Source organism: Actinosynnema sp. NPDC037264 (genome assembly GCF_055603705.1).
Genome location: NZ_JBVJVK010000098.1, coordinates 1 through 19,109 on the forward strand (window position 1 = coordinate 1; position 19,109 = coordinate 19,109).

Genomic DNA, 19,109 nt, shown 5'->3' on the forward strand with positions numbered 1-19,109 from the left:
GAAGCTCCTCAAACGCCCCCACCACGTCACGAAGCGCCATGCCGGCCCGCCCCACCTGCACATCTTCACCAACACCGCCTAACTAAACGGCATTGCCCTTGACACGCGCGGTAGGGCGGAGCCAGGTCGGCGGGATGACACGAAGCCCCTTCTGTTGGGGGAAGGACATGCCAGTGGACGGGGTGAGGGGTGGGCAGGGGGCGGCGAGGGGTGGGTAGGGCGGCGAGGGGTGGGTAGGGCGGCGAGGGGTGGTGGAGGTAGGGGTGGCCATACCTTGCGGATCCGTGGCTGCACGGTGGGGTTGGGGGTGTGGTGGCGGAAGAGTGGCGGCATGGTTCTGGTGCGGGATGTTGTGTCGTTGACCGAGGTGACGAAGGTGTACTCGGGGCGGGTTCGGGCGCTTGATCGGGTTTCCGTCGGGTTCGGGCGGGGGTCGTTCACTGCGGTGATGGGGCCGTCCGGGTCGGGGAAGTCGACGTTGCTGCACTGCGCGGCCGGGTTGGACCTGCCTGACAGTGGGCGCGTGGTGCTGGCGGGGCAGGAGGTCGGGGTGTTGCGGGAGCCCGAGTTGACCTCCGTTCGTCGGCGGCACGTCGGGTTCGTGTTCCAGGCGTTCAACCTGGTGGACGCGTTGTCGGTGTGGGACAACGTGTTGCTGCCGCAGAGGTTCGCGGGGAGGCGGCCGGACAAGGCGTGGGCGCGGGAGGTGTTGGAGAGGGTCGGGCTCGGTGGGCGCGAGAAGTCCCGGCCCGGGGAGTTGTCGGGTGGGCAGCAGCAGCGGGTGGCGTTGGCGCGGGCGTTGGCGGGGCGGCCCGAGGTGATCTTCGGTGATGAGCCGACGGGGGCGTTGGACCTCGCGACCGGGCGGGAGGTGCTGGGGTTGTTGCGGGGGTTCGTCGACTCCTCCGCGGCGACGGTGGTGATGGTGACGCACGATCCGGCGGCGGCGGCGTGGGCGGATCGGGTGGTGTTCCTGGCGGACGGCAGGCTCGCGGGTGAGTTGGTCCGGCCGACGGCGGAGCGGGTTGCCGCTCGGATGACGGAGCTGACCCGATGATGCTGAAGCTGGCGGCGACGAGTGTGCGGCGGCGGGTCGGTGCGTTCGCCGGGACCTTCCTGACGGCGTTCTTGGCGGTGGCGTTGATCTCCGGCAGTGGGCTGTTGCTGTACTCGGTGTTGACGGCGGGGCCTGGTGGGGATCGGTTCGCCGGGGCTGACGTGGTGGTGGCGGCGGAGCGGTCGGTCGAGCTCACGACCGCGGTGGACAAGGGCGACGAGGTCAAGGTGAAGACCAAGACCGAACGGCTGACGGGTGCGGCGGTGTTGTCCGACGAGGTGGTGGGGTTGGTCGCGGCTGCGCCTGGTGTGGGTGAGGTGGTGGCCGATGTGGCGTTCCCGGTGGCGCTGGACGTCGGGGGTGTCGCGGTGCGGGCGCCGGAGCGGGCGGCGGTGGTGGGGCACGGGTGGGTTTCGGCGGGGTTGACGCCGTACGTGTTGCGGGAGGGGTTTGCGCCCGCGGACGGCGAGGTGGTGGTGGGGTCGGAGTTGGGGTTGGTGGTGGGGCAGACCGTGCGGCTGACGACGCGGACGGGCGCGAGGGACGTGCGGGTGGCGGGTGTGGTGAGCGGTGGTGTGCCGGGGCAGGCGGCGGTGTTCGTCGCCGATGGGCAGGTTGGCGAGTGGTCCGGGTTGGGCGGGCCGACGGCGGTCGCGGTGCGGTTGGCCGAGGGGGCGCGGTTGGGCGATGTCGTTGCGGCGCTGGAGGAACTCGGGGTCGGGGTGCTCACCGGGGCGGACAAGGTGGAGGGCGACCTGCCGGGTGCGGTGCCGGATTACGTCGGGGCGATCTCGATCTTCGGGTTCGTGCTGGGGATCACGGGGTTCGCGGCGGTCTTCGTGTTGACGGGGACGGTGTCGTTGGCGGTGCGGCAGAGGTTGCGTGAGTTGGCGTTGTTGCGGACGGCTGGTGCGACGCCGCGTCAGTTGCGGCGGCTGTTGGGTGCGGAGATCGCGCTGGTGACGGTGGTGGCCACGGTGCCTGCGCTGCCGGTCGGCGTGGTGGTGGCGCAGGTGGTGGCGGGGCGGTTCCGCGAGCTGGGGGCGGTGCCGGCGCAGTTCGCGGTGGCGGTCGACGTGCTGGTGCTGGTCGCGGCGGCGGTGGTCGGGTTGGTGGTGACGCTGGGGTCCACGTCGGTGGCGGCGCGTCGGGCGGTGCGGATCTCGCCGACGCAGGCGTTGCGCGAGACGGTGACGGCCGGTGGTGGCAGTCGGGTGCCGCGGGTGGTGGCGGCGGTCGTGGCGGCGTCGGGTGCGGTGGCGGTGCTGGCCCTGGTGCCGTTGGGCGGCCCGTTGGGCATGGGGATGGGGTTCGTGTCCTGTGCGCTGCTGTTGTGCGCGGTGGCGGCGTTGGGGCCGGTGGTGGTCGGCGGGGTCACGGCGGTCGTGTCGCGGTTGGTGGGGTTGGGCGTGGTGGGGAGGGTGGCCGGTGCGATGACGCGGGTCGAGAGCCGGCGGGTGGTGGGGGTGGCGATTCCGCTGACGCTGATGTTCGCGATCAACGCGACCATGTTGTCGAACGGGGACGTCCTCGGTGTGGTGACGGCTGAGCAGGAGGCGGCGCGGACGGCGCCGGCGACGCTGACGGTGGCGGCGACGAACGCGCCCGGGTTGCCGTTGGCGACGGCGGAGCGGGTGGCGGCGCTGCCCGCGGTGACGGGGTCGGCCCTCGCGGTGGGCACGAGGGTGGTCGTCGACCAGGAGGGCAAGCCGGAGGACTACCCGGCGCAGGGGTTGCGGTTGGCCGGTGAGTCCGCGTTGGACCTGGGGGTGGTCGAGGGTGAGGTGAGGCTCTCGGCTGATTCGGTGGCGGTGAGCGGGCCGTTGGCCGAGCAGCGGGGGTGGCGGGTCGGTGATCGGCCTTCGTTCTGGCTGGCGGACGGCACGCGGGTGGCGTTGGTGGTGGTGGCGGTGTTCTCGAACTGGCGCGGGTTCGGCGATCTGGTGCTGGACGCGGGGCTGGTGGCGGCGCACGACCCGCGAGGGTTGGTCACCGCGGTCTACCTGCGTGGCGAGCCGGATCTGAGCGGGTTCCCGGTGGCGGCCGGTGCGGGTGGCGTCGCCGAGGTGCAGAACCAGCAGGCGGCGTGGGAGTTGATGGTGGCCGTGTCGTTGGGGTTCACGGCGATCGCGGTGGTGAACACGTTCGCCGTGGCCACCGGGGCGCGGCGGCGGGAGTTCGGCGAGCTGCGGTTGGCCGGCGCCACGTCGCGGCAGCTGCACCGGTTGCTCGACCGGGAGGCGTTGATCACGGTGGTGGTCGCGCTGGTGCTCGGCTGCGTGATCAGCGGGGTGGTGGTCGGCGCGTTCAGCGTGGCGCAGGACGGGCGGTGGCGGTTGTTCGCCGATCCCGTGCGGTACTTCGGGATGGTGGCGGGCGTCGGGTTGCTCGGGCTGGTGGCCGGTGCGGTGCCGGCACGTCTGGTGGTCCGGCTGCGCGCCCTGCCTCGGCTAGGTTGACCAGGTGTTCTCGCGAGCGGCCAGAGGACTGGCGCACCTGGCGGCCGGGCTGGTGATCGCGCCTGCCTCGTTCGTCTGGGCGGTGGTCACGACGCTGGCCGGCGGGCTGCTGTCGTTCACGTACCTGGGTCCGCCGGTGTTCCTGGTGGCGACGTGGGTGAGCCGGCGGATCGCGCGGTTGGAGCGGTGGCGGGCCGGGTGGGTGCTGCGGAGGGCGATCGCCGACCCGTACGGGCCCGTGACCGGCGGGAACCCGTGGACGCGCGGGCGTTCGGTGCTCCGCGAGCCGGGGACGTGGCGTGACCTGGCGTGGCTGCTGGCGGGGTTCCCGGTGGGGCTGGTGACCGGGGTGGTCGGCGTGGTCGCCGGGGTGGTGTGGTCGGGCACGGTGCTCGCGCCGCTGTGGTTGTGGGCCGTGCCGAACCCCCGCCTCTACCCGGCGGCGGATTGGCTGTTCAACACCGTCGGCGGGCGGTTCGCGTTGACCTTGGTGGCGCTGGTGGTGGCGTGGCCGGTGTGGTGGCTGGTCGCGGCGGTGTCACGGGCGCAGGCGTCCGTGGCGGCGCGGTTGCTGGAGGCCGGGCCGCGGGCGCGGTTGCGGCAGCAGGTCAGCGCGTTGCGGGCGACCCGGCTGCGGGTGGTGGACGCGCAGGCCGCCGAGTTGCAGCGGATCGAGCGGGACCTGCACGACGGCGCGCAGGCCAGGATGGTGGCGGCGGGCATGGCGCTGGCGTTGGCGGATCGGAAGCTGCGCGCGGCGGGGTTGGCGGAGGACCCGGCGCGGGCGGAGGTGGTGAGCGCGCGGCGGCAGCTGGACGAGGCGCTCGCCGAGCTGCGGCGGCTGGTGCGCGGGATCTACCCGCCGATCCTGACCGATCGGGGGCTGGTGCCGGCGTTGACCGCGTTGGCCGGTGACGCGCCGTTCACGGTCGTGGTGGACGCCTCCGAGCTGGGCGAGCTGCCGGCGGCGGTGGAGTCGGCGGCGTACTTCGTGGTCGCGGAGGGGTTGGCGAACGCGGTGAAGCACGCCGACGCGGACGAGTGCGTGATCACGCTGCGGCGGTCGGACGACGTGTTGGCGCTGTCCCTGAGGGACGACGGGCGGGGCGGCGCGGACCCGTCCGGCTCCGGTCTGGACGGGTTGCGGCGCCGGGTCGAGGCGTTGGACGGCACGATGGAGGTCACCAGTCCACCCGGTGGGCCCACCACCGTCCTCGCGGAGCTCCCATGCGCATCGTGATCGCCGAAGACCTGCTGCTGCTCCGCGACGGCCTGGTGCGGATGCTGACCGACACCGGGCACACCGTGGTCGCGGCCGTGGACAACGCGCCGGAGCTGGAGCGGGCCGTGCTGGAACACCGGCCGGATCTGTCCATTGTGGACGTCAGGTTGCCGCCGGGCTTCCGGGACGAAGGGCTGCGGGCGGCGCTGTCCGTGCGCGAGCAGGACCCGAAGGCGCCGATCCTGATCCTGTCGCAGTACGTCGAGCGCACGTACGCCACCGAGCTGCTGGCCGACGGCAACGGCGCGATCGGCTACCTGCTCAAGGACCGCGTGACGGCGTTGGACGAGTTCCTGGACGCGCTGGAGCGCGTGGCCGCCGGCGGCACCGCGATGGACCCGGAGGTGATCCGCCAGCTGTTCGCCCGCAACACCCGCGACCAGCGGATCACCACCTTGACCGCACGTGAGCGCGAGGTCCTGGCGCTGGTGGCGCAGGGCCTGTCCAACTCGGCCATCTGCGCCGAGCTCGTGCTCGCGCCGCCGTCGGTGGAGAAGCACATCAGCAACATCCTGACCAAGCTGGACCTGCCGCCGGCCGACAACACCCACCGGCGCGTCCGAGCCGTCCTGGCCTACCTGAACCAGTGACTCTCCAGCACCCCGAGAGCGCGTTTGGGTGAGGTGGGGGTGGGTGTGGGAGGCTGGGTGGACGCAGCCCGCGTCCGGGTTGCCCGCCCACGGTTCACGCATCCGGCGCCCGAGCATCGACGGGGCCGGCAGTTGATGCCGCTTCGCGCGCACGGCACGTCTTCACCGCTCTCGCTCCGCCTTACGGCATGACGTCCACACCACCCGTGTGGCGTGCGTGGCCGTCCCGACTCACCCCCACGGGAGCACGTCATCAGCATCTCCACACCGCTGCCGCCGGCCGTCGGCGCGCCTCGCGCGCTCACCGACGTCTACGGCCCGGGCATCGCGGTCTGCGCACGACCGGCCGTCACCGCCGCCAACCGGCACCGCAACACCGTCGACGCGCTCTCCGCCCGCCCGATCGCGATCGCCGGTGACACGCCGGTGATCTGCAGCGCGGGTGGCACGGACCCGGAACTGCTGGCCCAGCTGCGCGACGGCGGCCTGCCCGTCGGCGACGACCTGCGCGACTTCCGCGACGAAGCCGGGTTCGCCGCCCGCGTCGGCGAGGCGATGGCCGACGGCCTGCCGATCTCGATGGAGTACCCGCACCCCACCGCGCTGTGCCCCGATGAACGCGTGGTCAAGACCGCCCGCCTCGTCGGTCACCTGAACAACAAGGCCACCATCGGCACGTTCGTCGCACCGCGCTTCCACGCCCGCCGCAGCGTCGTCACCCGCGCGGAGCTGGCCGGGGCCGCGCCGGCGGAGGAGTCCTGGGTCCTCAAGGCCGCCACGAACGACGCGCACGGCGGCAGCCTCGACGTCTACCTGCACGAGGCGGGCGACCGGGTCGACTTCCCGGCGTTCACCGACGTGCTCGGCGAGTTCGTGGTCGAGGAGTACCTGTACCTGGCGCGCAACTGGGGCGTCCAGCTCTACGTCGGCCCGGACGCCGTCGCCCGCCTGCTCGCCGTCACCGAGCAGCGCGTCGACGACACCGGCGTCTACGTCGGTGGCCGGTTCGGCCTGGTCAGCCCGCTGCCGGTCGACCTGCTCGCGGAGTGCCTGGCGATCACCCAACGCGCCGCCGACCTCGGCTACCGCGGCCTGTGCAGCCTGGACTGCGCCGAGACGCTCGACGGGCAGCTGGTCGTGCTCGACCTGAACTTCCGGATCACCAGCGGCTCGATCCCGCTGCTCGCCCTCCAGTCCGTCCGACCGGACGCCCTCGACGGGTGCGCCGAGTCGGTCAAGCTGACCGCGGCCGCACCGCTGGCCGAACTGCTCGCCCACGTCCGACCGTCGCTGAACGCGGGCGGCGTGCTCGTCACCTCCGGCCACGACACCACCCGCACCGACAACCCGGTGGTGCTCAGCACCCTCCAACTGCTGGTCTTCGGCAACGACCCGGACGACGTCACCGCCCGCCGCAGCGCACTGGAGTCGTCCACCCGATAAGAGCCCGCTACGCCCTCCTCCTCTCCAGGCGCTAGGAAGGACACATGTCGGACGACGCCGCGGCCATCGCCGCGGGTCGACGGGTGGATCGACTCGGCACGCGGGAGCCTCAAGACGGAGACCGCCCGGCGGATCGCGGAAGCGGCCGTGGCGCTGTCGCCGCTCGCCTGGCGCGACCGGTAGCGGTCAGGTCGAGGCGCGGACGACCAGTTCGGTGGGGAGGATCGAGGCGGCCGGTGGTTCGCCTTGGATCTGCTCCAGCAGGAGGCGGACCATCTCGCGGGTGATGCGCTGGAACGGTTGCCGCACCGTGGTCAGCGCCGGGCGGGTGGAGGTGGCGATGCTGGAGTCGTCGAAGCCGCCCACCGCGACGTCGTCGGGCACGCGCCGGCCGGAGTCGTGCAGCACGTTCAGCGCACCCGCCGCCATCAGGTCGGACGCGACGAACACCGCGTCCAGGTCCGGCGCACGGTCCAGCAGGGTGGTCATGGCGGCCTCGCCGCCGGCACGGCTGTAGTCGCCGTGCGCGATCAGGTCCGCGGTGGCGTCCGCACCCAGCACGTCCCGGTACCCGGCGAGCCGCTCCACGCCGCCGGGGGTGTCGGGCGGGCCGGTGATGGTGGCGATCCGCCGCCGTCCGCGCGAGCGCAGGTGCTCCACCATCTGCCGCGCGCCCGAACGGTCGTCGGCCGCGGCGTAGGCGACCTGGCCCTCGTGGCCGATCGGCTTGCCGCAGGCCACGACCGGGATGCCCGAGTCGCGCAGCTCGTCCAGCAGCGGGTTGCCGGTGTGCGACGACACCAGCAGCACGCCGTCCACGTGACCCGCGGCGATGAACCGGCTGGTCCGCTTGCGCTCCACCTCGGTGCTGGCGGTCATGAGCAGCACGGGCACGTCCAGCTCGGCGAGCTCCTGCGTGCAGCCCTGGAGCAGGATGCTGAAGTTCGGGTCCTCGAACAGCCGCTGCTGCGGTTCGGTGAGCACGAACGCCACCGAGTGCGCCCGCTGCGTGACGAGGCTGCGCGCGGCCGGGTTGGCGACGTACCCGGTGGTCCGCACGGCCTTCAGCACGGCCTCCAACGCAGCCGGGCTGACGTTGCGACCGCCGTTGAGCGCGCGCGACACCGTGCCGCGCGACACCCCCGCGGCGGCCGCCACGTCGTGGATGGTCGGCCGGTTCCGTGGCGCCCTGTTCCCGCTCATGACTCCCTCATGCTTTCACCGCTCCGGAGAGCAAGTCGATGCGCCAGTATCGCTGCAAGGTCAGGAACAGCGCGATCAGAGGCACCACCGACACCAGCGAACCGGTGACGACCATGGTGTACAGCGCGGGCGTGGTGTTGCCCTGCTTGAGCATCGTGTAGAGCCCCAGCGTGACCGGGAACTTCCCGTCGTCGCCGAGCATGATGTAGGGCAGCATGAAGTTGTTCCAGATCGACACGAACTGGAACAGGAACACCGTGACCAGGCCCGGGACCATCATCGGCAACGCGATCGAGCCCAGGATCCGCGCCTCGCTCGCGCCGTCCGTGCGGGCCGCCTCCACCACGTCCTCGGGCACGGACGCGGCGGCGTAGATGCGGGCCAGGTAGATGCCGTACGGGCTGATCACGCTCGGCAGCAGCACGGACAGGTAGGTGTCGGTCAGGCCGATCTCCGCCATCAGCAGGTACTGCGGCACGGCCAGCACCACGGCGGGCACCAGCACGCCCGCGATCAGCGCGTTGAAGATCAACGCCCGACCCCGGAACGCGTACTTGGCCAGCGCGTACCCCGTGACGCCGGACAACGCCGCGGACAGCAGCGCGCCCACCCCCGCGTACAGGGCGGAGTTCGCCATCCACTGCCAGAACACGCCGCCGCGGTAGCCGTTCAGCTCACCGAGGTTCGCCACCAGCGACGACCCGACCGACAGCGTCGTCGTCGAGAACAGCTCACCGGTGCTCTTCGTCGCCGCGATCAGCACCCACGCCACCGGGAACAGGCAGTACGCCGCGCCCACCAGCAGCACGAACGTCGGCAACCCGCCCAGCCGCGCCCTCACCGCTCACCCCCGAACGCCCGCGACCGCGTCACCCGCAGCAGCGCGAACGAGATCACGAACATCACCACGGCGATCAGCACCGACGTCGCGGCGGCGGAGTAGAGGTCCCCGCGGCCGAACGCGTCCTGGTAGACCTTCATCAACGGCGTCCAGGTGAGCGAGAGCGAGTTGGTCAGCGGCGCCAGCGTGGTCGGCTCGGCGAACACCTGGAGCGTCGCGATGATCGAGAACAACGACGTCAGCACCAGCGCGGGCGCCAGCAGCGGGATCTTGATCCGCACCGCGACCTGCCACGGCGTGCAGCCGTCGATGCGGGCCGCCTCGTACAGGTCGCGCGGGATCGACCGCAACGCGGTGTAGAGGACGACCATGTTGTAGCCGACACCGCCCCACACCGCGATGTTGGCCAGCGCGAAGTAGATGCCGGTCGGCGAGAGCAGGTCCACGCCGGGCATCGACAGCGCCCGCAGCGCCTGGTTGAACGGGCTGGTGCCCGGCAGGTACAGGAACCCCCACAGCAACGACGCGATCACGCCCGGGACCGCGTACGGCAGGAAGATCGCGATCCGGCTGAACCCGCGGGCCCGCACCCGGTCCTCGTCCAGCAGCAGCGCGAACACCAGGGCCAGCCCCAGCATCGTCGGCACCAGGATCGCGCCGTAGCCGAGCACCCGCAGCGCGCCCGCGCCGAGTTCGGCGTCGGTGAGCGCGCGCACGTAGTTGTCCAGGCCGACGAAGACCTCGGACCGGCTGCCCTTGCCCAGCCCCAGCCCCTTGACCTCGGTGCGGAACAGGCTCAGGTAGACCGTGTAGGCGATCGGCAGCGCGAACACCAGCAGGAACAACACCACCGCGGGGGCCACGAAGGCGTACGGCGCCACCTTCGGCGCCGCACCACCCCGCCCGGGCACACGAGTCGCCACGGGGTCAGCCGCCCACCGTGAACCCGTTGGCCTTCATGTCGTCCACGGTCGCGCTCTGCATCTTGGCCAGCGCGGGCACCAGGTCCGTGCCACCGCTGATCGCCTCACCCATCGCGTTCTTGTACGCGGTGTAGGTGACGTTGACGTTCGGGCCCCACGTGAAGCCGGACGAGGTGGCGGCGATCTTCGCGGCCTGGCTGTAGAAGTCCGGCTGGTTCGGGAAGAACGCGGGCGGCTGGGACTGCGACTGCTGCGCCGACGTCGCCGCCGGGTAGATGCCGCTCTCCTTGACCAGCGCCTCGACGGCGGTCGGGTCGGTGTTGAGCCAGATCGCGAACTCCGTGGCGGCCTTCTGCTTCTTCGAGCCCGCCGTCACGGCCGTGGTGGAACCGCCCCAGTTGCCGGTGCGCGGCGCGGAGGCGTCCCACTGCGGCATCGGCGCCATCGCCCACTTGCCCGCCGTGCTCTCCGCGTTGCCCATGAGCACGCCCGGCGCCCACACCGCGCTCAGCCAGCCGATCTGCGTGCCGTCGTTGAGCGCTTTGTTCCACTCCGGCGTGTACATCGGGGACTTGTCGATCACGCCCTCGGCGATCAGGCCGCTCCAGTACTGCGCGACCTTCCTGGTCGCGGCGTCGTCCACGGAGACCTTCCACGCCTCGCCGTCGACCGACCACCACGACGCGCCCGCCTGCTGCACGAGGCCCGCGAACCAGCCCGGGTCGTTGGACGAGAACGTGCCGAGGAACTTGTCCGGCGCCTTGGCCCGCAGGTCACGCGCGGTCCGCGCGTACTCGTCCCAGGTCGTCGGCGCCTTGAGGCCGTACTGCTCGAACAGGTCGGCGCGGTAGTAGAACATCATCGGGCCGGAGTCCTGCGGCACGGCGTAGACGCCGCTGCCGCCCAGCGTGACCTGGTCCCAGATGCCGGGCGCGAACTTGTCCTTGGCGCCCGCCGCGCCCTCGGCGATGTCGGCCAGCACGTCGTTGCTGACCAGCGTCGGCAGCGCCTGGAACTCCACCTGCGCCAGGTCCGGCGGGTTGCCGCCCTTCGCGCTGGTCAGGAGCTTGGTCACCAGGTCGTCGCCCTGGGCCTGCTTGCTCACCACGACCTTGACGTCCGGGTGGGCCGCGTTCCACTTGTCGACGACCTTGTCGATGTTGGGCGCCCAGGCCCAGAAGGACAGTTCGACCGGGCCGTCGGCGGCCTCTTCGCCGCCACCGCCGCAGCCGGCGAGCAGGGTGAGGCCGAGTCCGAGTGCCAGGGCCTTCTTCGCGATGTCGAGTCGCATGAGGTCTCCGGGGGTTCCGCGTCGCTGACGCCGCTGCCAGCGAGAACCGCGCTGTGAACGTGCACAGTAGTTGTCTGGGCGTAACGCATGTCAACCACTTGACACCCTGTCTTATCTGCACCGTAATCTGCGATCAGACCGTGCACGTTCACAGCCACTGGAGTGTTCATGACGTTTGTGGTGCCTCGCCAGGCCGACGAGCGGGCCGCGGAGGACCCGGTCGCGCCGCGGATGCCGGTAGGCGTGGACGGGCTCGTCTACGGCGGGGACTACAACCCCGAGCAGTGGCCGGAGGAGGTGTGGGTCGAGGACGTCGCGCTGATGCGGCAGGCCGGGGTCAACCTGGTCAGCGTCGCGATCCACGCGTGGGCGGCGCTGGAGCCGCGGCCCGGCGAGTTCGACTTCGGCTGGCTGGACCGGCTGCTCGACCTGCTGCACGGCGCGGGCATCGCGGTCAACCTGGCCACGCCGACCGTCGTGCCGCCCGCGTGGCTCTACCGCGCGCACCCGGAGATCCGACCGGTCACCCGCGACGGCACGGAGCTCGAACGCGGGTCGCGCGCGACGTTCTGCCCGAGCGCACCCGCCTACCGCCAGGCCGCCGCGACCATCACCCGGCAGCTCGGCGCGCGCTACGGCGAGCACCCGGCCGTGGCGCTGTGGCACGTGCACAACGAGTACGGCGCACCGGTCGGCGCGTGCTACTGCCCCGAGTCGGCGGCGGCGTTCCGGCGCTGGCTGCGCGCCCGGCACGGCACGCTCGACGCGCTCAACGCGGCCTGGGGCACCAGCTTCTGGGGCCAGCGCTACGGCGAGTGGGCCGAGGTCGAGCCGCCGCGCCGGTCCGGCACCACCGGCAACCCGGCGCACGAGCTGGACTTCGCCCGGTTCTGCTCCGACGAGCTGCTGGCCTGCTACACGGCCGAGCGCGACGTCCTGCGCGCGCACTCGACCGTGCCGATCACCACGAACTTCATGACCACCAACTGCAAGTCGATCGACTACTGGCGCTGGGGCCGCGAGGTCGACGTGGTGGCCAACGACCACTACTTGACCGCCGAGGCCGACCGCAACCACATCGACCTGGCCATGTCGGCGGACCTGACCCGCGCGGTGGCGGGCGGGCGGCCGTGGATGCTCATGGAGCACTCCACCGGCGCGGTGAACTGGCAGCCGCGCAACATCGCCAAGCGACCCGGCGAGATGCGCCGCAACAGCCTGGCCCACGTGGCGCGCGGCGCGGACGCGGTGATGTTCTTCCAGTGGCGCGCTTCCCGCTTCGGCGCGGAGAAGTTCCACTCCGCGATGCTGCCCCACGCCGGCACGCGCAGCAGGCTGTGGCAGGAGGTCGTGCGGCTGGGCGGCGACCTCGGCGCGCTGCACGAGGTGCGCGGCAGCCTGGTGCGCGCCGACGTCGCCGTGCTGTGGGACTGGGAGTCGTGGTGGGCGCTGGAGCTGGACTGGCGGCCGTCGGTGGACCTGTCCTACCGGGAACGGGTCGGCGCGTTCTACGAGCGGCTGTGGGACGCCCGGCTGACGGTGGACTTCGTCGCGCCGGAGGCCGACCTGACCGGCTACCCGCTCGTGGTCGTGCCGTCGCTGTACCTGATGTCGACGGCGGCGGCGAAGGTGCTGCACGACTACGTGGCCGGCGGCGGCACGCTCGTCGTCTCGTACTTCTCCGGCATCGTCGACGCGAACGACACCGTGCACCCCGGCGGCCACCCCGGCGCGCTGCGCGACGTGCTCGGCCTGGAGGTGGAGGAGTTCCTGCCGCTGCGCGCCGGCGAGGAGGTCTCGCTGGACGGCGGGCTGCGCGGTGACGTGTGGGCCGAGCACGTCCGGCCGGCCGGCGCGGAGACCGTGCGCTCCTACCTGGGCGGTCCGGCGGCGGGCGGTCCGGCGGTGACGCGGCACCGCCTCGGCGGGGGCACCGCCTGGTACGTCTCGACCCGGCTGCGCGGGGAGGCGCTCGACGCGGTGCTGAGCGACGTCTTCCCGGGCGCCGGCATCGAGGTGCGCGACGACCTGCCGCGCGACGTGGAGGTGGTGCGCCGCCGCGGCTCGGACGCCGACTACCTGTTCGTGCTCAACCACACCGACGCCGAGGTGCGGCTGGCCGCGTCCGGCACGGAGCTGCTCACCGGGCGGCACTGCGAGTCCGAGCTGATCGTCCCGGCGGGCGGCACGGCGGTGCTCAGGTCCTGAGCGCGGTGCGCCGGGGCCGTCCACGCGGGACGGCCCCGGTCAGCGCGCGGCGAGCCACCGGCCCCACGTGGTCCGGCGCACCTGCCGCTGCGGGTGCTCGGCCACGTGCAGCAGGAACTCCGCGCGCAGCCGCACGTCCGGGTCGTCGTCCGCGAGCAGGCTCCGCATCCGCTCGTGGAACCGGTCGTCCGCGATGTGCCGGACCAGCCGCGCGTACATCCAGTCCTTGCAGCGGTAGCGGCGGCGCAGCACGTCGGTGAGCAGGTCCGTCATCCGCGGCCGGATGGTCTCCGGCACGCCGCCCCTGGCGAGCGCGCGCAGCAACGACGCCTTGCGGCCCCACGCCGACCACAGGCGCGAGGCGGGGGCGCCCCACTCGTCCGGGTAACGCCCTTCCCAGACCAGGTAGAGCAGCACGAACGGCGCGTGCCGGTCCCGCAGCTCTTGGTCCTCACCCCACGCCGACGCGGTGAGCTCCATGATCGTCTGCCCGTGGTGGTACCGGAAGGCGGCACGGGCCTGGTCCATCTCGGCGGCCAGGTGCGGCTCGCTCGGCGCGGGCGTGCCCGCCCGCGCCCACACGTCGTTCGACCACCGCAGGGCGTCCGCCGCCGCCTTGATCAACGCTTGGTGCCGGGCCAGGGCCTCCCGGCGGACGTCGTCGTCGCGCGACGCCAGGCCCCACACCCACGATGGGTCTCCCACGAACTCCGTCGCCACGGACGTGATCCTCGCACCTACTACCCCCTCGTACGCGGTACTGCGCATTCCGTAGTACCCTCGTTCGCACACCACCGGGAGAGGCGCATGGACACCAGCCAACTGCTCAAGGGGGTGCTGGACCTCGCCGTCCTTGCCGTGCTGCGCAAGGAGGACGGGTACGGCTACGACGTGCTGCGCAGGCTCCGCCAGGGCGGCTTGGACGGCGTCGGCGACGCGTCGGTCTACGGCACCCTGCGCCGGCTCTACAACGCCGGGCTGCTCACGTCGTACGTCGTGCCGAGCGAAGAGGGCCCGCACCGCAAGTACTACAGCCTCAACGAGCCGGGCCGGGAACGGCTGCTCGAATCGGGCAAGACCTGGAAGTCGTTCGCGCGGACGTTGGACGACCTGTTGGGGGAGGGTGCATGAGCACGCAGACGAACACCGAGGTCAAGCACTACCTGGACGCCATGCGCGACGCGCTGGCCGACCTGCCCCTGGCCGAGGTCGCCGAGATCATGGACGACGCGGGCGCGCACGTGGTCGAGGTCGCCGAGGAGATGGGCGACGAGTTCTCGGCCGCGGCCCTGATCGACCGGCTCGGCACACCGCGCGCGTACGCCGAGGAACTGCGCGTCGCGGCGGGGTACCCCTCCCCCTCGTCGGCCGCGGCGGGCGGCGGCGACCGGTCGACGGTGCTCGCCAGGTTCGCGCTGTGGAGCCTGCTGGCCGCCACGGTCGTGGCGTTCGGCTTCGCCGTCACCGACGGCGACATCGTGGAGGCGGCCTTCCTCTTCGGCCTCTGCGGCGCGGCCGCCATCGTGGTGGTGTTCCGGCAGAACGGCCTGGTCGCGCAGATCGCGACGCTGCCGGAGACCGTGGCCGCCAAGGACGCGCTGACCCGCACCGGGCAGTCCGACCTGCGCCGGTGGTTCGCGTCGCTGCGCCCGTTCCAGGCGGTGTGGTGGATCATCCGCGCGCTGCTGATCGGCTTGGGCGGCGTGCTGGTCTACCGGTCGGACATCACCTTCTGGCCGGCCGTGGCGCTGGCCGCGGTGTCGCTGGTGGCCGGCCCGAAGGCGAGGACCGACCGCCGGTGGTTGTGGATCACCCTGCCCGCGACCGGGTTCGCCCTCGGCGTCCTGCTGCTGTTCCTCGGCAAGGTGGTGTCCGTGTTCGCCATCTACCCGCTCAGCACCGCGCCGGTCTCGTACCAACCGGCGCAGCAGGTCCGCGAGAACGTCTACGTGTTCGACAAGGACGGCAAGCCGCTCACCGACGTCCACCTCTACGACGAGGACGGCCGCCCGCTGAACGCGCTGTGGTACGGCTGCGACGGCGAGAGCCGTGACGACAACCGCTACCCCCGGCCCCGCGTGGTCCGCGACCAGACCGGCTGCCACGAGGAGACGGGCGTCCCCTTCACCGTCGTGATGCCGACCGTGCCCACCAGCACGACCCCACCGTCGTCGGTCACCCCGTCGCCCTCCACGACGACGACCGCGCCCACGACGGTGACGACCACGGGCTGACGCGACGGCGCCCCGTCACCAGGGGGTTGGCGGGGCGGTCGAGTCGCGGACGACCAGGTCGGTGGCCAGTTCGACCCGGTCGGAGACCGGTGTGCGGCCGGCGATCAGGTCGGCCAGCATCCAGCCCGCCTGCAGGCCCATCGCGGCCAGCGGTTGGCGCACGGTGGTCAGGGCCGGGGTGCCGCGGCGGGCCGCCGGGAGGTCGTCGAAACCGACGACGCTGAGGTCCGCGGGCACCGACAGGCCCGCGGCGCGGGCGGCTTCGACCACGCCCAGGGCCTGCTCGTCGTTGGCCGCGAAGACCGCCGTCGGACGGTCGGGCAGGCGCAGCAGCTCGGCCGCCTCCCGCCGGCCGCCCTCGCGGGTGAAGTCCGCGTGCCGGACCAGGGCGGGGTCGGGCGCGATGCCGGCGCGGCCGAGGGCGAAGCGGTAGCCGTCCACCCGGGCACGGCTGCACAGCACGTCACGCGGGCCGCCCACGACGCCGATCCGCCGGTGCCCGAGCGACAGCAGGTGCTTCACCGCCGTGACGCCGCCCGCCTGGTTGGTGGCCGCGACGCTCAGCAGGTCCGGCGTGGCCGCGTCGACGGGGTCGATGTGCACCAGCGGCACGCCGGCGCGCGCGAGCACCCGTTCCTCGGCCACGCTGATCGGGCACGTCACCAGCAGCACGCCGGCGCGCCGCGCCTCGACCAGGTCGGTCGCCCACGACGCGCCACGACCGCCGGCCGAGGACATCACCACGTCCAGCCCGGAGTCGACGACGCCCCGCATCACCTCCATGGCCCACGCGCTGTTCAGCGCGGGGAAGACCAGCTCCACCAGCGGCGCGGCGGGACGCGGCCGGTCACTCCGCGCCCGGTGCACGAGGCACGTGCGTTCGAGGATCCTCAGCGCGCTCACGGCTCCGACACTATCGGAAATCATGCGAAACACAACGAAGCTCTGAGCTGCACCGATTCACCAGGGACTCCGAACAACGGCGACTCGGCACCTCGAAGGCGCGATAGGCTTTCGCAAAAGTTTCGGAAGGCGGGGACAGCCGGCAGAATCCCTCACCGTCCGAAGTCGACGGTGGGAGGCAACGCGGTGAAGTACCTGATGCTGATCTACGGCAACGAGCAGGTCTGGAACAGCGTGGACGCGGAGGAGTTCGCGAAGCTGGTCGCCGACGTGGACGCGTTCAACGCCGACCTGCGGGAGTCCGGCGAGCTGGTCGACTCGCAGGGCCTGGTGCCCCGCCCGCGGTCGGTGCGCATGGCCGGTGACGCGCCCGTCGTCACCGACGGCCCGTACCTGGAGGCCAAGGAGTACGTCGGCTCCTACTTCGTGGTCGACGTCGACAGCGAGCAGCGGGCGATGGAGATCGCGGCCTCCTACCCGGCCCTGCGCTACAGCCGCGGCCTGGGCGGCGGGCTCGAGGTGTGGCCCCTGATGCGGCACGGCGGCGACGACCTTTGACCGCCGTCGACCACCTCCTGCGCACGTTGACGCCGCAGGTGCTCGGCATCCTCGTGCGCCGGCACGGCGACTTCGCGCGGTGCGAGGACGCCGTGCAGGAGGCGCTGATCAACGCCGCCGGCACGTGGTCGCGCGACGGCGTCCCCGAACACCCCCTCGGCTGGCTCACCACGGTCGCCGCACGCCGCTACGTGGACCTGGTGCGCTCCGACGCCGCGCGGGAACGCCGCGAGCAGGCGCTGTTCGACGCCGTGCCGCGCGACGAGCTGCTCGCGCCGCCGCCGGACGCCGAGCCCGCGCGCGACGACCTGCTGGAACTGCTGTTCCTGTGCTGCCACCCCGCGCTCACGGCGCCGTCCCAGATGGCGCTGACCCTGCGGGCCGTCGCCGGGCTGACCACCGCCGAGATCGCCGCCGCGTTCCTGGTGCCGGAGAAGACGATGGGCCAGCGGATCTCCCGCGCCAAGCAGCGGCTGCTGGAGGCGGGCGCGCGGTTCGAGCCGCCCGCCGACCGCGACCGGGCGCCGGCGGTCGTGCTGCACGTGCTCTACCTGCTGTTCAACGAGGGCTACAGCGCCAGCGCCGGTCCGCGGCTGCGCCGTCCCGACCTGACCGAGCAGGCGGTGCGGCTGACCCGGGAGCTGCACGAGCGGCTGCCCGACTCCGGCGAGACGGCGGGCCTGCTGGCGTTGATGCTGCTGACCGAGGCCCGCGGCGCGGCCCGCACCGGCCCGGACGGGGTGCTGGTCCCGTTGGCCGAGCAGGACCGGTCGCGATGGGACCGCGCGGCGATCGCCGAGGGCGCCGGGCTGGTGACCCGCAGCCTGGCGACCCACCCCGTCGGCCCGTACCAGGTGCAGGCGGCGATCGCGGCCGTGCACAGCGAGGCGGCCACGGCCGAGGACACCGACTGGCCCCAGATCCTCGCGCTGTACGACGTGCTGGAACGCCTCGCGCCCAGCTCGGTCACCGCGCTGAACCGGGCCGTCGCCCTCGGTGAGGTGCGCGGTCCCCGTGCCGCCCTGGACGTGGTCGCGGAACTGGAGCGCGGCGTCCTGGCCGGCAACCACCGGCTGCTCGCCGTGCGGGGGCACCTGCTCGAACGGGCCGGTGACCGCACCGCCGCGAGCGAGGCGTTCCGGCAGGCCGCACGGCTCGCGGGCAACGTCGCCGAGCAGCGGTTCCTCCTCCTGCGGGCGGCCCGCTGCGCCGCCGCGAAAAATTCTTCCGCGCCGATGTAGAAGTCGCGTCGCCGGCTCCGATCCCCTCCCGAGCGACCCCGCCGGGCGTCGCCGGGAGGAAGGAACGCAGCCATGACCAAGGTGACCGCGCAGCTGTCAGTGTCCCTCGACGGCTTCTACGCCGGACCGCGGCACGAGGGCGGCGGCGACTGGCTGGGCTCCGCGGAGGCCGCGGCGTTCTTCCGCGTCACCCGCTGGGCGATCAGCGCGATGGCGTGGCGGGAGCGGCAGGGCATCGCGGGCGGCGAGCAGGATGTCGACTCCGACGTCATCCGGGAGAGCTTCGAGGCCGCCGGCGCGTACGTGATGGGCCGGCGCATGGCCGACGGCGGCGAGGTGCCGTGGGGCGAGGAGCCGCCGTTCCGCGCACCGGTCTTCGTGGTGACCCACCGGCCGCGCCAGACCCTGGAGCGCAAGGGCGGCACCAGCTTCACCTACGTGACCGACGGCGTCGAGAGCGCGGTGGCGCGGGCGAAGGCCGCCGCCGGCGGCAAGGACGTCGCGATCGCCGGCGGCGGCTCGCTGGTCCGCCAGGTCATGGCCGCGGGCCTGCTGGACGAGCTGGAGCTCCACATCGTGCCGGTCGTGCTCGGCGAGGGCCTCCGGCTGCTGGACGCCGACCTCGGGTTGGGGCACAAGGAAGGCATCGAGCTGACGCCGACGCGGGTGCTGCACACCCCCGGCGTCACCCACATCCGCTACACGGTCGAGGGCCGCGCCCCGCTCGTCCTGGACGACCGGGGACGCGGCAACTGACGCTCCGGTGGGGGGGGGGCAACCCCCCCCCCCCCCGCGAAAGGGGCTTCCCCAACGCGACAACCCAGGAGGCGTTCCAAGGGGCGGAAAAACGGAGCAGGACACCATAGGGGGCGGAGG

Annotated in this window: 17 protein-coding genes; 11 read left to right on the forward strand and 6 right to left on the reverse strand. The window is 72.6% G+C overall.

What is annotated here, in order from left to right; translation table 11 throughout:
• The first annotated feature begins 331 nt into the window (after positions 1-331).
• The 5 genes from ACZ7GX_RS43640 to ACZ7GX_RS43660 all read left to right on the forward strand — a co-directional run bounded on the left by ACZ7GX_RS43640 (position 332) and on the right by ACZ7GX_RS43660 (position 6,831).
• Positions 332-1,057 carry an ABC transporter ATP-binding protein gene (locus tag ACZ7GX_RS43640; protein ID WP_498786437.1) on the forward strand — a complete coding sequence of 242 codons (726 nt, stop codon included), beginning with the start codon at positions 332-334 and terminating at the stop codon, positions 1,055-1,057.
• Entirely contained in the window at positions 1,054-3,516 is a 2,463-nt protein-coding gene (locus tag ACZ7GX_RS43645) for an ABC transporter permease (RefSeq protein WP_498786439.1), read from the forward strand. The genes ACZ7GX_RS43640 and ACZ7GX_RS43645 overlap by 4 nt, the downstream gene beginning before the upstream one ends.
• Before the next feature lie 4 nt (positions 3,517-3,520).
• On the forward strand, positions 3,521-4,756 hold the full coding sequence (locus ACZ7GX_RS43650; protein WP_498786441.1) for a sensor histidine kinase: 1,236 nt from the start codon (positions 3,521-3,523) through the stop codon (positions 4,754-4,756).
• The gene (locus tag ACZ7GX_RS43655) at positions 4,744-5,388 is read left to right on the forward strand and encodes a response regulator transcription factor (protein ID WP_498786443.1); all 645 of its coding nucleotides are present in this window, start codon (positions 4,744-4,746) and stop codon (positions 5,386-5,388) included. The genes ACZ7GX_RS43650 and ACZ7GX_RS43655 overlap by 13 nt, the downstream gene beginning before the upstream one ends.
• 213 nt (positions 5,389-5,601) lie before the next feature.
• On the forward strand, positions 5,602-6,831 hold the full coding sequence (locus ACZ7GX_RS43660) for a hypothetical protein (protein ID WP_498786445.1): 1,230 nt from the start codon (positions 5,602-5,604) through the stop codon (positions 6,829-6,831).
• Between the two features lie 186 nt (positions 6,832-7,017).
• Here the strand turns inward: ACZ7GX_RS43660 and ACZ7GX_RS43665 are convergent, their stop codons facing one another.
• The 4 genes from ACZ7GX_RS43665 to ACZ7GX_RS43680 are packed head-to-tail and all read right to left on the reverse strand — an operon-like array spanning position 7,018 to position 11,089.
• Complete coding sequence (locus ACZ7GX_RS43665) at positions 7,018-8,034, reverse strand: LacI family DNA-binding transcriptional regulator (protein WP_498786447.1); 1,017 nt, start codon at positions 8,032-8,034, stop codon at positions 7,018-7,020.
• Positions 8,035-8,041: 7 nt separating this feature from the next.
• Positions 8,042-8,875 (reverse strand): carbohydrate ABC transporter permease, encoded by an 834-nt coding sequence (locus ACZ7GX_RS43670; protein ID WP_498786449.1) that lies wholly within the window; start codon positions 8,873-8,875, stop codon positions 8,042-8,044.
• On the reverse strand, positions 8,872-9,798 hold the full coding sequence (locus ACZ7GX_RS43675; RefSeq protein WP_498786451.1) for a carbohydrate ABC transporter permease: 927 nt from the start codon (positions 9,796-9,798) through the stop codon (positions 8,872-8,874). Before ACZ7GX_RS43675 ends, ACZ7GX_RS43670 begins: the two co-directional genes overlap by 4 nt.
• Before the next feature lie 4 nt (positions 9,799-9,802).
• Positions 9,803-11,089 (reverse strand): ABC transporter substrate-binding protein, encoded by a 1,287-nt coding sequence (locus ACZ7GX_RS43680; RefSeq protein ID WP_498786453.1) that lies wholly within the window; start codon positions 11,087-11,089, stop codon positions 9,803-9,805.
• Between the two features lie 168 nt (positions 11,090-11,257).
• On the opposite strand from ACZ7GX_RS43680, the gene ACZ7GX_RS43685 reads away from it, so the two are divergent.
• Positions 11,258-13,297, forward strand: a complete 2,040-nt coding sequence (locus ACZ7GX_RS43685; RefSeq protein ID WP_498786456.1) for a beta-galactosidase — start codon at positions 11,258-11,260, stop codon at positions 13,295-13,297.
• A 39-nt stretch (positions 13,298-13,336) separates the two neighbouring features.
• Here the strand turns inward: ACZ7GX_RS43685 and ACZ7GX_RS43690 are convergent, their stop codons facing one another.
• Positions 13,337-14,017 carry a hypothetical protein gene (locus tag ACZ7GX_RS43690; RefSeq protein WP_498786458.1) on the reverse strand — a complete coding sequence of 227 codons (681 nt, stop codon included), beginning with the start codon at positions 14,015-14,017 and terminating at the stop codon, positions 13,337-13,339.
• An 87-nt stretch (positions 14,018-14,104) separates the two neighbouring features.
• Here ACZ7GX_RS43690 and ACZ7GX_RS43695 point away from each other — a divergent pair, with 87 nt between their 5' ends.
• Positions 14,105-14,428: a PadR family transcriptional regulator gene (locus tag ACZ7GX_RS43695; RefSeq protein WP_123743866.1), complete on the forward strand. Its 324-nt coding sequence runs from the start codon at positions 14,105-14,107 to the stop codon at positions 14,426-14,428.
• On the forward strand, positions 14,425-15,531 hold the full coding sequence (locus ACZ7GX_RS43700; protein WP_498786460.1) for an HAAS signaling domain-containing protein: 1,107 nt from the start codon (positions 14,425-14,427) through the stop codon (positions 15,529-15,531). The genes ACZ7GX_RS43695 and ACZ7GX_RS43700 overlap by 4 nt, the downstream gene beginning before the upstream one ends.
• Positions 15,532-15,546: 15 nt before the next feature.
• On the opposite strand, the gene ACZ7GX_RS43705 is transcribed toward ACZ7GX_RS43700, so the two are convergent.
• Complete coding sequence (locus ACZ7GX_RS43705; protein WP_498786461.1) at positions 15,547-16,434, reverse strand: substrate-binding domain-containing protein; 888 nt, start codon at positions 16,432-16,434, stop codon at positions 15,547-15,549.
• Between the two features lie 186 nt (positions 16,435-16,620).
• Between ACZ7GX_RS43705 and ACZ7GX_RS43710 the strand changes: the two genes are divergently transcribed.
• The 3 genes from ACZ7GX_RS43710 to ACZ7GX_RS43720 all read left to right on the forward strand — a co-directional run bounded on the left by ACZ7GX_RS43710 (position 16,621) and on the right by ACZ7GX_RS43720 (position 18,989).
• The gene (locus ACZ7GX_RS43710; RefSeq protein WP_498786463.1) at positions 16,621-16,992 is read left to right on the forward strand and encodes a YciI family protein; all 372 of its coding nucleotides are present in this window, start codon (positions 16,621-16,623) and stop codon (positions 16,990-16,992) included.
• Positions 16,989-18,233: an RNA polymerase sigma factor gene (locus ACZ7GX_RS43715; protein ID WP_498786464.1), complete on the forward strand. Its 1,245-nt coding sequence runs from the start codon at positions 16,989-16,991 to the stop codon at positions 18,231-18,233. Before ACZ7GX_RS43710 ends, ACZ7GX_RS43715 begins: the two co-directional genes overlap by 4 nt.
• A gap of 72 nt (positions 18,234-18,305) precedes the next feature.
• Positions 18,306-18,989: a dihydrofolate reductase family protein gene (locus tag ACZ7GX_RS43720; protein WP_498786466.1), complete on the forward strand. Its 684-nt coding sequence runs from the start codon at positions 18,306-18,308 to the stop codon at positions 18,987-18,989.
• Positions 18,990-19,109 lie beyond the last annotated feature (120 nt).

Excerpts from the sequence above, each read along its gene's own strand:
- ACZ7GX_RS43680 (WP_498786453.1), bottom strand. The coding sequence starts at position 11,089 with ATGCGACTCGACATCGCGAAGAAGGCCCTGGCACTCGGACTCGGCCTC.
- ACZ7GX_RS43665 (WP_498786447.1), bottom strand. The coding sequence starts at position 8,034 with ATGAGCGGGAACAGGGCGCCACGGAACCGGCCGACCATCCACGACGTG.
- ACZ7GX_RS43695 (WP_123743866.1), top strand. The coding sequence starts at position 14,105 with ATGGACACCAGCCAACTGCTCAAGGGGGTGCTGGACCTCGCCGTCCTT.
- ACZ7GX_RS43640 (WP_498786437.1), top strand. The coding sequence starts at position 332 with ATGGTTCTGGTGCGGGATGTTGTGTCGTTGACCGAGGTGACGAAGGTG.
- ACZ7GX_RS43700 (WP_498786460.1), top strand. The coding sequence starts at position 14,425 with ATGAGCACGCAGACGAACACCGAGGTCAAGCACTACCTGGACGCCATG.
- ACZ7GX_RS43720 (WP_498786466.1), top strand. The coding sequence starts at position 18,306 with ATGACCAAGGTGACCGCGCAGCTGTCAGTGTCCCTCGACGGCTTCTAC.
- ACZ7GX_RS43645 (WP_498786439.1), top strand. The coding sequence starts at position 1,054 with ATGATGCTGAAGCTGGCGGCGACGAGTGTGCGGCGGCGGGTCGGTGCG.
- ACZ7GX_RS43655 (WP_498786443.1), top strand. The coding sequence starts at position 4,744 with ATGCGCATCGTGATCGCCGAAGACCTGCTGCTGCTCCGCGACGGCCTG.
- ACZ7GX_RS43685 (WP_498786456.1), top strand. The coding sequence starts at position 11,258 with ATGACGTTTGTGGTGCCTCGCCAGGCCGACGAGCGGGCCGCGGAGGAC.